Genomic DNA, 12,902 nt, shown 5'->3' on the forward strand with positions numbered 1-12,902 from the left:
GCGCTCCTCAGTGCCCGCCTTCGCTGGCGTGGTTGATGGTGTACTTCGGAATCTCGACCACCAGGTCTTCGTCCGCCACCACCGCCTGGCACGACAGGCGCGACACCGCTTCCAGGCCCCAGGCCTTGTCCAGCAGGTCTTCTTCCGTTTCGCTGGCTTCGCTCAGCGAATTGAAGCCTTCGCGCACCAGCACGTGGCAAGTGGTGCAGGCGCAGCTCTTCTCGCAGGCGTGCTCGATGTGGATGTCATTTTCCAGCATGACGTCGCACAGCGTCTTGCCAGCGGGAGCTTCAACAACGGCGCCTTCGGGGCACAGCTTGGCGTGTGGCAGGAATACGATTTGGGGCATGGTTCTCTTTCGGATTAAACAAGCTGGTCCAGCGATTTGCCGGCCAGTGCGCTGCGCACGCTGCGGTCCATGCGGCGCGATGCGAATTCTTCGGTGCCGCGCGCCAGGGCTTCCACGGCCAGCTTGACGGCGGCGTGGTCGGCCTCGCCGGTGGCGGACTGCGCCAGCACGGTGCGGGTCTGCGCCATCAGCGCGTCCACCTCGGCGCGCTCGGCCTCGTCCAGCAGGGCCGCGTCCTCGTCCAGCGCGGACTGCGTGGCCAGCAGGATGCGCTCGGCTTCCACCTGCTCTTCGCGCAGCGCGCGCGCCTTCATGTCCACGTCGGCGGACTTGTAGGAGTCCTGCAGCATGCGCGCCACGTCGTCGTCGCCCAGGCCGTAGGACGGCTTGACCGAGATCGACGCTTCCACGCCGGAGCGCAGCTCGCGCGCCGACACGGACAGCAGGCCGTCCGCATCGACTTGATAGGTGATGCGGATGCGCGCCGCGCCGGCCGCCATCGGCGGAATGCCGCGCAGCTCGAAGCGCGCCAGCGAACGGCAGTCGGTCACCAGTTCGCGCTCGCCCTGCAGCACGTGCACGGCCAGGGCGGTCTGGCCGTCCTTGAAGGTGGTGAACTCCTGCGCGCGGGCGCAAGGAATGGTGGAGTTGCGCGGGATGATCTTCTCGACCAGGCCGCCCATGGTCTCGATGCCCAGCGACAGCGGGATCACGTCCAGCAGCAGCCAGTCGTCGCCCGGCGCGCGATTGCCGGCCAGCAGATTGGCCTGGATGGCGGCGCCCAGCGCCACCACTTTGTCCGGATCGATATTGGCGTGCGGGATGGTGTGGAAATGCTCGCTCACGGCGCGCTGCACATGCGGCATGCGCGTGGCGCCGCCCACCATGACCACGCCGTCCACGTCGTCCGCGTCCACATTGGCGTCGCGCAGCGCTTTCTTGATGGCGTTCATGGTCTTGCCGACCAGGTGCTTGGTGATCTCGGCGAAGGTCTCGGCGGTCACTTTCAGGTGCACTTCCTCGCCCGAGCCCAGGATGGCGTCCACCGTCACTTCGGACTTGGTGGACAGCAGCTCCTTGGCTTCGCGCGCCTTCACCATCAGCACGGCGGTGTCCTCGTCGGACAGCGGGGCCAGCTTTTCCTGCTCGTGGATCCAGCAGAACAGGCGGTGGTCGAAGTCGTCGCCGCCCAGCGCTGAGTCGCCGCCGGTGGACAGGACTTCAAACACGCCCTTGCTCAGTTTCAGGATGGAGATGTCGAAGGTGCCGCCGCCCAGGTCGTACACGGCGAACAGGCCTTCCGAACCGTTGTCCAGGCCATAGGCGATGGCGGCGGCGGTCGGCTCGCTCAGCAGGCGCAGCACGTTCAGGCCGGCCAGCTGCGCCGCGTCCTTGGTGGCCTGGCGCTGCGCGTCGTCGAAGTAAGCCGGCACGGTGATCACCGCTCCCACCAGGTCGTCACCCAGCGAGTCCTCGGCGCGCTGGCGCAGCGTGGCCAGGATCTGCGCCGAGGTTTCCACCGGCGACTTCACGCCGGCCACGGTTTTCAGCTGCACCATGCCGGGGCCGTCGACGAAGTCGTACGGCAGGTTCTCGGCGTAGGCGATGTCCTTCAGGCCGCGGCCCATGAAGCGCTTGACCGACACGATGGTGTTCTTCGGGTCGGTGGTCTGCGCCGCTTGCGCCTTGTAGCCGATATTGGCGTTGCCGTTCGCAAGGTAGCGCACCACGGAAGGCAGCAGCGGGCGGCCCTCCTCGTCGTTCAGCACTTCGGGAATGCTGTTGCGCACGGTGGCCACCAGCGAATTGGTGGTGCCCAGGTCGATGCCCACCGCCAGGCGGTGCTGGTGCGGCGCGGTCGACATGCCGGGTTCGGAAATCTGCAGTAGTGCCATGGTGTTATATTTCTAAGGCGTCAAAGGCGAAGCGGACTTCTTCGCCGAATTTTTCAAGGAACATCAGGGCGCGCACGCCTTGGGCGGCGGCATGGAAGTCGCCGGCCGTGATGCGGGCCTCGATGTCCTTCAACTGGTCTTTGCGCGCGGCGCGCAACTGGCCGTCCAGCTTCTCCAGCAATGCCATATCCTTGCCGCCGCGCGCGTCGTCCAGCTCCTCTCGCCATTCCATCTGCTGCATGAGGAAGGCCGCCGGCATGGCGGTGTTCGACTCGGTCTGCAGATCCACGCCATTGAGCTCGCACAGGTACTGCGCGCGCTTCTGCGGGTTTTTCAGGGTCTGGTAGGCTTCGTTGGCGCGCGTGGCCCATTGCATGGCGACGCGCTTTTCGGCGTCGGTAGCGTTGACGAAACGGTCGGGATGGACGCGGCTCTGGACGTCGCGGTAGGCGCTGTCAAGCGCCCCCGCGTCGACGGCGAACTGCTGCGGAAGATGGAATAGTTCGAAGTGGTTTTGCACGGCGCATTACTAAGAGAACTGCGGATTTAAATACGGAAGCTTTCGCCGCAGCCGCAGGCGTCTTTTTCGTTCGGGTTGTTGAACTTGAAGCCTTCGTTCAGGCCTTCGCGCGCGAAGTCCAGCTCGGTGCCGTCGATGTAAGGCAGGCTTTTCGGATCGACGAACACCTTCACGCCGTGCGACTCGAACACGCTGTCCTCGTCCGCCACTTCGTCCACATATTCCAGCTTGTAGGCCAGACCGGAGCAGCCCGTGGTGCGCACGCCGAAGCGCAGGCCCAGGCCTTTGCCGCGGCGTTCGATGTAACGGTTGATATGCTTGGCCGCTTTTTCGGTCAGGGTAATTGCCATGCTGTCCTCCGGCGTTTAAGCCGCTTGTGCCGAGTGTTTGGCCTTGTAGTCTTCAACTGCCGCCTTGATGGCGTCTTCAGCCAGGATGGAGCAGTGGATTTTCACCGGTGGCAGCGCCAGTTCTTCGGCGATGGCGGTGTTCTTGATGGCCAGCGCTTCGTCCAGGGTTTTGCCCTTGACCCATTCGGTCACCAGCGACGACGAGGCGATCGCCGAGCCGCAGCCGTAGGTCTTGAACTTTGCATCTTCGATCAGGCCGTCGGCGCCAACCTTGATTTGCAGCTTCATCACGTCGCCGCAGGCCGGCGCGCCGACCATGCCGGTGCCAACCGATTCGTCGCCCTTTTCAAAGGCGCCGACGTTGCGTGGATTTTCGTAGTGGTCCAACACTTTTTCCGAGTAAGCCATTTTGATGCTCCTGTAATCTTTAAATTAGTGCGCTGCCCATTGGATCGAGCTGATATCGATGCCTTCTTTGAACATGTCCCACAGCGGCGACAGTTCGCGCAGCTTGCCGACCTTGGACTTCATCAGCTCGACCGCGAAGTCGATGTCCTTCTCGGTGGTGAAACGGCCGATGGTGAAACGGATGGAGCTGTGCGCCAGTTCGTCGCTGCGGCCCAGGGCGCGCAGCACGTAGGATGGCTCCAGCGAGGCCGAGGTGCAGGCCGAACCGGACGATACCGCCAGGTCCTTCACTGCCATGATCAGCGATTCGCCTTCGACGTAGTTGAAGCTCACGTTCAGGTTGTGCGGCACACGGTGTTCCATGTCGCCGTTGATGTAGGTTTCTTCGATTTCCTGCAGGCCGGCGGCCAGGCGGTCGCGCAGCGCTTTGATGCGGGAGATTTCGCTGTCCATTTCCACTTTCGCCAGGCGGAAGGCTTCGCCCATGCCGACGATCTGGTGGGTAGGCAGGGTGCCGGAGCGCAGGCCGCGCTCGTGGCCGCCGCCGTGCATCTGCGCTTCGATGCGCACGCGCGGCTTGCGGCAAACGTACAGCGCGCCGATGCCTTTCGGGCCGTAGGTCTTGTGGGCGGTGAAGGTCATCAGGTCGACCTTGGTCTTTTGCAGGTCGATCACCACCTTGCCGGTCGCTTGCGCGGCGTCGCAGTGGAAGATGATGCCTTTCGAGCGGCACAGCGCGCCGATTTCGTCGATGGGCTGGATCACGCCGATTTCGTTATTGACCAGCATGACCGAGACCAGGATGGTGTCCGGACGGATCGCCGCTTCCAGCTGGGCGATGGTGATCAGGCCGTTGTCCTGCGGTTCCAGGTAGGTGGCTTCGAAGCCCACGCGCTCCAGTTCGCGCACCGTGTCCAGCACCGCCTTGTGCTCGGTCTTGACGGTGATGATGTGCTTGCCCTTGGTCTTGTAGAACTGCGCCGCGCCCTTGATGGCCAGGTTGTTCGACTCGGTGGCGCCGGAGGTCCAGATGATTTCGCGCGGATCGGCATTCACCAGGGCAGCCACGTGGCCGCGCGCCTCTTCCACCGCTTTTTCAGCGGTCCAGCCGTACATATGGCTGCGGGAGGCGGGATTGCCGAACTGCTCGCGCAGGTAGGGGATCATCATGTCGGCCACGCGCGGGTCGATCGGCGTGGTGGCCGAGTAGTCCATGTAGATCGGGAAGTGCGGGGCGGTCTTGAATTCCACCGGGGCTACCTGGGCGACGTTTTTTTCTGGGGCGTTCATCTATTACTCCAATCAGCGTATCTGCGTATCTTTGTTAGCCGACAGCGGCGTTGCGGTGCATCACCACCACGGCCTGCTCGGCGTGTTTTTGTCTCTGTTGATCGACCAGATCCTGCAGCGATACGGAGTCCAGGTAATCGACCATTTTTTCATTCAGCGTGGCCCACAGCTCATGGGTCATGCAGCGCGCGCCGGTGGCGGCGTCCGCCCCGTGGCAATTCTCTTTGCCGCCGCACTGGGTGGCGTCCAGCGGCTCGTCGACGGCGATGATGATATCGGCCACCGTCACTTTATCGGCGCGGCGGGCCAGGCTGTAGCCGCCGCCGGGACCGCGTATCGATTCAACAATCTCGTGGCGGCGCAGCTTGCCGAACAGCTGCTCCAGGTAAGACAGCGAAATGGCCTGGCGCTGCGAAATGCCGGACAGCGTGACCGGGCCTTTGCCTTGGCGCAAAGCCAGATCGATCATCGCAGTCACTGCAAAACGGCCTTTGGTGGTCAGACGCATCACAACCTCGGTTCGGTTAAAATATCGCGCTTGTTTCACGCGATCTCAACTAGCCGAAACACCGATTAGTTGAATGATTTAGTCAAGTATACCAAACTTGACCAATTTTGTCAGGCACCCCGCCAGAAGCTTGCCTGGCAGCGGGTTTTCTTAGGCATGGGGCAAGATTTTACCCGACCCCGGCATTCCTCGCTTGCGCTCACCCGAATACGAGTCCGCCCGCCAGCGCCAGCATGATGGCGCCGGTCAGCCCCTCTATGCCCTTCCATACCAGCGGCCGCTGGAAGACCCCGGACAGGCGGCTGGCGCCGAAGCCCAGCGCGGTAAACCACAGCAGCGACGCGGTCATGGCGCCGGCCGCGAAACTGGCGCGCTGGTGGGCCGGATAATTGCCACCCAGCGAGCCGAGCAGCACCAGCGTGTCCAGATAGACATGGGGATTGAGCAGGGACAGCGCCAGCACGCTCACCAGCGCGCGCTGCAGGCTGGGCGGCACGGTGCCGCACTGGGTATCCAGCGCGTCCGCGCGCAGCATGGAGGCCCAGCTGCGCAGCCCGTACCACACCAGGAAGGCCGCCCCGCCCCAGCGCGCCAGCCCCATCAGCAGCGGCGAGCCCTGGATCAGCGCGCCCATGCCGGCCACGCCGGCGGCAATCAGCGCCACGTCAATGACGATGCAGGCGAGCACCGTCACCGCCACGTGCTGGCGGCGCACGCCCACCCGCAATACATGGGCGTTCTGGGCGCCGATGGCCATGATCAGGCTGGCGCCCAGGCCCAGGCCGTTGAGGAATACGTGGGGAGTAAACATGGCAAGCTCGCTGATGAGTGGGGAAGCGGCCATTTTGCGGCGCTTGCCGGCCAAGATGAAGCTGGATTAATATTCTTCACGATAGTTAAGAATTCCTAATCCGGAGACCGCCATGCTGCCCGACGCCCGCCAGGCCGAAGCCCTGCTCGCCATCGTAGCCACCGGCAGCTTTGAACAGGCCGCCGCGCTGCTGCACGTTACGGCCTCGGCCGTGTCGCAGCGCGTCAGCGCCATGGAAGTGGCGCTGGGCACGCCGCTGCTGATACGCAGCCGCCCTTGCCGCCCCACCAGTGCCGGCCAGCGCCTGGTGCAGTACTTGCGCCGCAGCAAATTGCTGGAGGAAGAATTCCTGTCCGGCATGGAGGAAGACGACGCGCGTCCGCTGAGCGTGTCGCTGGCCGTCAACAACGACACCCTGGGCACCTGGCTGCTGCCCGGCTTGGCGCCCTTCCTGATTGCGGAAAACATCCTGCTGGACCTGTCGCTGGACGACCAGGACCACACGTACACGCTGATGGAGCGCGGCCAGGCGCTGGCGGCCATCTCCACCGAGCCGCAGCCCATGCGCGGCTGCGTGGCGCAGCCGCTGGGCGTGATGCGCTACCGCATGATGGCCACGCCCGCCTTCGCCGCGCGCTGGTTCCCGGACGGGCTGAACCGCCAGGCCGCGCTGGCCGCCCCCATGATGGTGTTCGACCGCAAGGACTTGCTGCAATCAAACTTCATGCAGCGCGAATTCGGCCTCACGCCGTTCAGCCATCCCTGCCACTTCATCCCGGCCAACGAAAGCTTTCTGCGCTGCATAGACCTGAGCCTGGGCTACGGCATGGTGGCTGAGCAGCAGATCGGCGAACGCCTGGCCAGCGGCGCCCTGCTCGACCTGGCGCCGGGCAAGCACAGCGACATCGCCCTGCACTGGCACACTTGGCGCGTGCAGTCGCCCAAGCTGGAGCGGCTCAGCACCGCCATCGTGGAGGCGGCGCGCCATGCCTTGCGGCAGTGAGCGGGCGCGCCACGGCAGGAAAAATGGATATACTGACAAGATCAATCCATCTTTCCAGGAGAAACAGTGGCCGAGTCGATCCAGGCATGCCTGCCACCTGCGCGCAACAGCCGCGCCGGCAGCCTCAGCTTTCTTGCCGCGCCCGGTGAAATGGGCGCGCGCATCGCCGCCGCCGACTGGACCGCAACCCCGCTGGGCGACCTGCACGCCTGGCCGCAAAGCCTGCGCACCGCCGTCAGCCTGATGCTCAATTCCAGCCACCCCATGTGGATAGGCTGGGGGCCGGACGCCACGTTCCTCTACAACGACGCCTACATCAGCGTGCTGAGCCTGGCCAAGCATCCGCACGCGCTGGGCCGCCCGGCGCGCGAAGTGTGGGCCGAGATCTGGGACTTTTGCGGCCCGCTGGCCGACAAGGTGTTCCGCAACGCCGAAGCCACCTTCGTCGACGACGTGCAGCTGTTCCTGAACCGGGGCAGCTGGCTGGAAGAAACCTGGTACTCGTTTTCCTACAGCCCCATCGTGGACGAGTCAGGTGGCGTGGGCGGCCTGTTCTGTCCCTCCACCGACGCCACGCCCAAGAACCTGAACACGCGCCGCCTGGCCTCGCTGTCGGCCTTGTCGGCATCCGCGCTGCGCGAAAACGGCGTGGCCAGCGCCTGCGAGAAAGCGGTCCAGACCATCGCCCGCAACCCGCACGACATTCCCTTCGCCGCGCTCTACCTGGCGGACGCGGCCGGCAACGCCGTCCTGCAGCAATCCGCCCATTTGCCGTCCGGCGACACGCCAGGGCGCTGGCCGGTGCAGCAGGTGCTCGCCAGCGGCAGCGGCGTGGCGCTGGACGTGGACGGCATGGCCGCCCTGCCGCTGGGCATGGCCGGCCAGCGCATCACGCAGGCGCTGGCGCTGCCGCTGTCCATGCCCGGGCAGGAGCGGCCGGCCGGCGTGCTGGTGATGGGCGTGAGCCCTGCCTGCAAGCTGGACGCCGAGTACAGCACCTTCTTCGAACTGGTGGCGGGCCAGGTGGCGGCCGCCGTGCAGAACGCCATGGGCGCCGAGGCGCAGCGCCAGCGCGCCGACATGCTGGCCGAACTGGACCAGGCCAAGACCGCCTTCTTCTCCAACGTCAGCCACGAATTCCGCACCCCGCTCACGCTGATGCTGGCGCCGCTGGAAGAGGCACTGGCGCAGGACGCCGGCCTGCCGCCGGCGCAGCGCGAGGGCTTGGCGCTGGCGCACCGCAATGCGCTGCGGCTGCAGCGCCTGGTGAACACCCTGCTGGACTTCTCCCGCGTGCAGGCCGGGCGCATGCAGGCGTCCTACGCCGAGGTAGACCTGTCCGCCCTCACGCGCGACCTGGCCAGCGGCTTCCGCTCGATCGTCGAAAGCGCGGGACTGGCGCTGGACGTGCGCTGCGCGCCGCTGTCCGCGCCCGCTTATGTGGACACCTCGCTGTGGGAGAAAATCGTCCTCAACCTGCTGTCGAACGCCTTCAAGTTCACCTTCCAGGGCGGCATCTCCGTCGCGCTGGAACAGGTGGACGGAGATGCCGTGCTCAGGGTGGGCGACAGCGGCGTGGGCATCGCGCCCGAACACCTGGGCCATATCTTCGAGCGCTTCCGGCGCGTGGAAGGCGCGCGCTCGCGTTCGCATGAAGGCACCGGCATCGGCCTGGCGCTGGTGCGCGACTTGGTGGACCTGCACCACGGCGCCATTGCCGTGGACAGCACGCCCGGACAGGGCAGCACCTTCACTGTCGCCATCCCGCTCGGCCGCCGCCATTTGCGCGACGAGCAGCTTGGCGCCCCGCCGGCCGGCGCCGGCGCCAGCAGCACCACGCTGCGCAGCTACACCGCCGAAGCGGAGCACTGGCTGCCCGCCGGCGAGCAGCCGGTCCACATCCCCGCCTCCGCATCCGCCGCTGCGCCGCTCTCCGCCGCCGGCGGCTATGTGCTGGTGGCGGACGACAACGCCGACATGCGCGCCTACATAAGCCGCCTGCTCGGCCAGCGCTGGCAGGTGCAGGCCGTGGCGGACGGCGAACAGGCGCTGCGCGCCGCGCGCATCCGCCAGCCGGAACTCATCGTGTCCGACGTGATGATGCCGGCGCTCGACGGCTTCGGCCTGCTGTCGGCCCTGCGCGCCGACGCCGCGCTGCGCGGCACGCCGGTGCTGCTGCTGTCCGCGCGGGCCGGCGAGGAAGCGCGCATCGAAGGCCTGAACGCCGGCGCGGACGACTACCTGGTCAAGCCCTTCTCCGCCAACGAACTGCTGACCCGGGTGGAGGCGCAGATCATGCGCGGCCGCCTGCGCCAGGCGGAGCGCGCCAACGCCGCGCGCATGGCCGCCGTCTTCAGCCAGGCCCCGGTGGCCATCGCCATTCTGGAGGGCCCGCAGCTGCGCTTCGAACTGCTGAACGAGCGCTACGCCGACATGATACGCCGGCGCGACGTGCTCGGCCTGCCGCTGCGCGAAGCGCTGCCCGAGCTGCAGGGCCAGGGCATTTTCGAAGAGCTGCAGCACGTGCTGGACACCGGCCAACCCTGGCTGGGCAGCGCGCGCCGCGTCATGCTGGCGCGCGGCGAGGAAGGAGAGACGCAGGAATGCTACTTCGACTATGTGTACCAGCCCATGCGCGACGACAGCGGCGCCATCGACCGCGTGGCCGTGGTGGCATTCGAAGTGACCGAGCTGGCGCGCGCGCGGCGCGCGGCCGAAGTGGCCAACCGCGCCAAGGACGAATTCCTGGCCATGCTGGGCCACGAGCTACGCAACCCGCTCTCGCCCATCCTGGTGGCGCTGGAGCTGATGCGCATGAAAGGCGTGCCGGGCGCGGACAAGGAACTGGCCGTCATCGAACGCCAGGCCCGGCACCTGGTGCGGCTGGTGGACGACCTGCTAGACGTGGCCCGCATCACGCAGGGCAAGATCGCGCTGCGCCCGGAACGCGTGGAACTGAGCCAGCTGATGGCGCAGGCGCTGGAAACGGCCAGCCCGCTGATCGAGGAACGGCGCCACCAGCTGGTGGTGGACATGCCGGCCGAAGGCCTGGCGATCGACGCCGATCCGGTGCGCTTCTCGCAAGTGCTGTCCAACTTGCTGAGCAACGCCGCCAAATACACCAACCGGGGCGGCCGCATCGAAGTGGCGGCGCGCGCCGAACACGGCGAGGCGGTGATACGCATCAGTGACAACGGCATCGGCATCTCGGCCGACATGCTGCCGCAGCTGTTCGACAAGTTTGTGCAGGAGCGCCAGGCGCTGGACCGCTCGCGCGGGGGCCTCGGACTGGGCCTGGCCATCGTGCGCAGCCTGCTGGCGCTGCACGGCGGCGCCATCACCGCGCACAGCGAAGGCCAGGGCAAAGGCAGCGTGTTCGAGCTGCGCGTGCCACTGTCCGCCACTGCGGCGAGCACCGCCGCCGCGCCGGACAAACCAGGCAGGGCCGGCAAGCGCGTGCTGCTGGTGGACGACAATGCGGACATGCTGGCCTCGCTGCGCGGGCTGCTGGAGCTGGAGGGGCACGAAGTGTACGCCCTGCCCGACCCGGCCAGCGCCCTCAAGCTGGCCGACACCATCCAGCCCGACATCGCCATCCTCGACATCGGCCTGCCCGGCATGGACGGCTACGAACTGGCGGCCGAGCTGCGCTGCCGGGGCATGCTGGCCGCCACGCGCCTGGTGGCGCTCACCGGCTACGGCCAGCCGAACGATGCGCCGCGCGCCGCCGCCGCCGGCTTCAGCGGGCACCTGGTGAAGCCTGTGCATCCTGAAGACCTGAACCGCATTCTGCATACAAAATAATCGCCGAGTGACCCCGATCAATCCCTGCCGAGGTGCGCCTTGCCACAGTCTCCCGATCTCTCCAAGCTGAAAATCGAACGCAACGCGAAAGCGCAAGTGCCGGGCCAGCGCTCGCGCAGGCGCAAGTGGCTCGAGATCGGGCTGGCCGTGCTGGCATTGGCGGCGGCGGCCGTGTTCATCAGCCGCCAGGGCGGCGGCAAGGCGGAGGTCGAGACAGTGACCGTGTCGCAGGCCTACCCATCGCAGAATTACACCCTGCTCAACGCCACCGGCTATGTGGTGGCGCAGCGCAAGGCGGCGCTGTCGTCCAAGGCCACCGGGCGGCTGGAGTGGCTGGGCGTGCTGGAGGGCTCGCGCGTGAAGAAGGACGAGGTCATTGCGCGGCTGGAGAACCGCGACGTGAGCGCCACGCTGGGCCAGGCGCAGGCCAATATCAAGGTGGCGCAGGCCAATCTGGAACAGGGCCAGGCCGAGCTGCTCGATGCGCAGCAGGCGCTCAAGCGCGCCAGCGAGCTGCTGGCGCAGAAATTCATCGCGGCGGCCAGCTACGACAGCGCGCAGGCGCGCTACAACAAGGCCAAGGCGGCCATCTCGGCGCAGCGCGCGGGCATCGCCGCCGCGCAGGCCAGCGCGCAGTCGGCGCAGGTGGCGCTGGACCAGACCGTGATCCGCGCCCCCTTCGACGGCGTGATCCTGACCAAGAGCGCGAACGTGGGCGACAACATCACGCCCTTCTCCTCCGCCGCCGACAGCAAGGGCGCGGTGGTGACCATCGCCGATATGGATACGCTGGAGGTGGAAGCGGACGTGTCCGAGTCCAGCCTGTCCAGGATCAAGGTGGACCAGCCGGCCGAGATCCAGCTCGACGCCTTCCCCGAACTGCGCCTGGCGGGCGTGGTGTCGCGCATGGTGCCGACCGTGGACCGCAGCAAGGCAACCTTGCTGGTAAAGGTGCGCTTTATCGACCACGATCCCCGGGTGCTCCCGGACATGAGCGCCAAGGTGGCCTTCCTGTCCAAGCCCGTGACGGCCGGGGACAAGGCGGCGGTGACGGCAGTGCAGCCCTCCGCCATCGCCACGCGCGAGGGCAAGGCCGTGGTGTTCGTGGTGGCGGACGGCAAGCTGCGGCAGGTGGCCGTGTCCAGCGGCCGCAAGGTGGGCGAGCTGGTGGAGGTGGGTGGCGTGAAACCGGGCGACAAGGTGGTGGCGAATCCGGACGCCAAGCTGCACGACGGCCAGCCGGTGTCGGTGGCGAAGAAATGACGGCGCCCGGCGATGCGCCCCTGGTGCGGATCGAGCACCTCGTGAAATCCTACCAGCGCGGCGGCCAGGTGGTGCCGGTGCTGACCGACATCACGCTGGATATCCAGGCCGGAGACTTCACCGCGCTGATGGGGCCTTCCGGCTCGGGCAAGAGCACCCTGCTGAACCTCATCGCCGGCATCGACAAGCCGGACTCCGGCGTCCTGCAGGTGGACGGCCTTGACATTGCGTCCATGTCCGAAACCGGCCTGGCGCACTGGCGGGCCGCCAATGTGGGCTTCATCTTCCAGTTCTACAACCTGATGCCGGTGCTGTCCGCCTTCGAGAACGTGGAGCTGCCGCTGCTGCTGACGGCGCTGTCCCGCCGCGAGCGGCGCGAGCGTGTGGAGCTGACGCTGGCCATGGTCGGCCTGTCCGACCGCATGGACCACACGCCCAACGAACTGTCCGGCGGCCAGCAGCAGCGCGTGGCCATTGCGCGCGCCATCGTCACCGATCCCACCATCATCGTGGCCGACGAACCTACCGGGGACCTGGACCGCCAGTCCGCCACCGAGGTGCTGGCGCTGCTGCAGCAGCTGAACCGGGAGCTGGGCAAGACCATCATCATGGTCACGCACGACGCGCACGCGGCGGCGCAGGCGCGCACGCTGATCCACCTTGAAAAAGGTGAACTGATTTCCGCGCCGGCCTGAGGCTGC

Annotated in this window: 12 protein-coding genes; 4 read left to right on the forward strand and 8 right to left on the reverse strand. The window is 66.7% G+C overall.

The features are described from left to right. Positions 1–7 precede the first annotated feature (7 nt). The 8 genes from fdx to GTP77_RS09860 all read right to left on the reverse strand — a co-directional run bounded on the left by fdx (position 8) and on the right by GTP77_RS09860 (position 6,131). The gene (fdx, locus tag GTP77_RS09825; protein WP_056405212.1) at positions 8–349 is read right to left on the reverse strand and encodes an ISC system 2Fe-2S type ferredoxin; all 342 of its coding nucleotides are present in this window, start codon (positions 347–349) and stop codon (positions 8–10) included. A 14-nt stretch (positions 350–363) separates the two neighbouring features. Then, complete coding sequence (gene hscA / locus GTP77_RS09830; RefSeq protein WP_161071990.1) at positions 364–2,244, reverse strand: Fe-S protein assembly chaperone HscA; 1,881 nt, start codon at positions 2,242–2,244, stop codon at positions 364–366. A 4-nt stretch (positions 2,245–2,248) separates the two neighbouring features. Then, on the reverse strand, positions 2,249–2,764 hold the full coding sequence (hscB, locus tag GTP77_RS09835) for a Fe-S protein assembly co-chaperone HscB (protein ID WP_161071991.1): 516 nt from the start codon (positions 2,762–2,764) through the stop codon (positions 2,249–2,251). 26 nt (positions 2,765–2,790) lie between these two features. Continuing rightward, entirely contained in the window at positions 2,791–3,114 is a 324-nt protein-coding gene (gene iscA, locus GTP77_RS09840; RefSeq protein ID WP_161071992.1) for an iron-sulfur cluster assembly protein IscA, read from the reverse strand. Positions 3,115–3,129: 15 nt separating this feature from the next. Then, on the reverse strand, positions 3,130–3,522 hold the full coding sequence (gene iscU, locus GTP77_RS09845) for a Fe-S cluster assembly scaffold IscU (protein ID WP_161071993.1): 393 nt from the start codon (positions 3,520–3,522) through the stop codon (positions 3,130–3,132). A 24-nt stretch (positions 3,523–3,546) separates the two neighbouring features. Beyond that, positions 3,547–4,812, reverse strand: coding sequence for an IscS subfamily cysteine desulfurase (locus GTP77_RS09850; protein WP_161071994.1), 1,266 nt, complete (start codon positions 4,810–4,812; stop codon positions 3,547–3,549). 34 nt (positions 4,813–4,846) lie between these two features. Further along, positions 4,847–5,320: a Fe-S cluster assembly transcriptional regulator IscR gene (gene iscR, locus GTP77_RS09855; RefSeq protein WP_056405225.1), complete on the reverse strand. Its 474-nt coding sequence runs from the start codon at positions 5,318–5,320 to the stop codon at positions 4,847–4,849. 199 nt (positions 5,321–5,519) lie between these two features. After that, entirely contained in the window at positions 5,520–6,131 is a 612-nt protein-coding gene (locus GTP77_RS09860; RefSeq protein ID WP_161071995.1) for a LysE/ArgO family amino acid transporter, read from the reverse strand. 112 nt (positions 6,132–6,243) lie between these two features. Between GTP77_RS09860 and argP the strand changes: the two genes are divergently transcribed. The 4 genes from argP (at position 6,244) to GTP77_RS09880 (ending at position 12,896) form a co-directional block, all read left to right on the forward strand. After that, positions 6,244–7,134 (forward strand): HTH-type transcriptional regulator ArgP, encoded by an 891-nt coding sequence (gene argP, locus GTP77_RS09865; protein ID WP_161071996.1) that lies wholly within the window; start codon positions 6,244–6,246, stop codon positions 7,132–7,134. 66 nt (positions 7,135–7,200) lie between these two features. Then, positions 7,201–10,938 (forward strand): ATP-binding protein, encoded by a 3,738-nt coding sequence (locus tag GTP77_RS09870; protein WP_223149326.1) that lies wholly within the window; start codon positions 7,201–7,203, stop codon positions 10,936–10,938. Between the two features lie 39 nt (positions 10,939–10,977). Beyond that, entirely contained in the window at positions 10,978–12,201 is a 1,224-nt protein-coding gene (locus GTP77_RS09875; RefSeq protein WP_228895690.1) for an efflux RND transporter periplasmic adaptor subunit, read from the forward strand. Further along, the gene (locus GTP77_RS09880; RefSeq protein ID WP_161071997.1) at positions 12,198–12,896 is read left to right on the forward strand and encodes an ABC transporter ATP-binding protein; all 699 of its coding nucleotides are present in this window, start codon (positions 12,198–12,200) and stop codon (positions 12,894–12,896) included. The genes GTP77_RS09875 and GTP77_RS09880 overlap by 4 nt, the downstream gene beginning before the upstream one ends. Positions 12,897–12,902: the final 6 nt, after the last annotated feature.

It is taken from the genome of Pseudoduganella aquatica (genome assembly GCF_009857595.1).
GTDB lineage: Bacteria > Pseudomonadota > Gammaproteobacteria > Burkholderiales > Burkholderiaceae_D > Rugamonas > Rugamonas aquatica_A.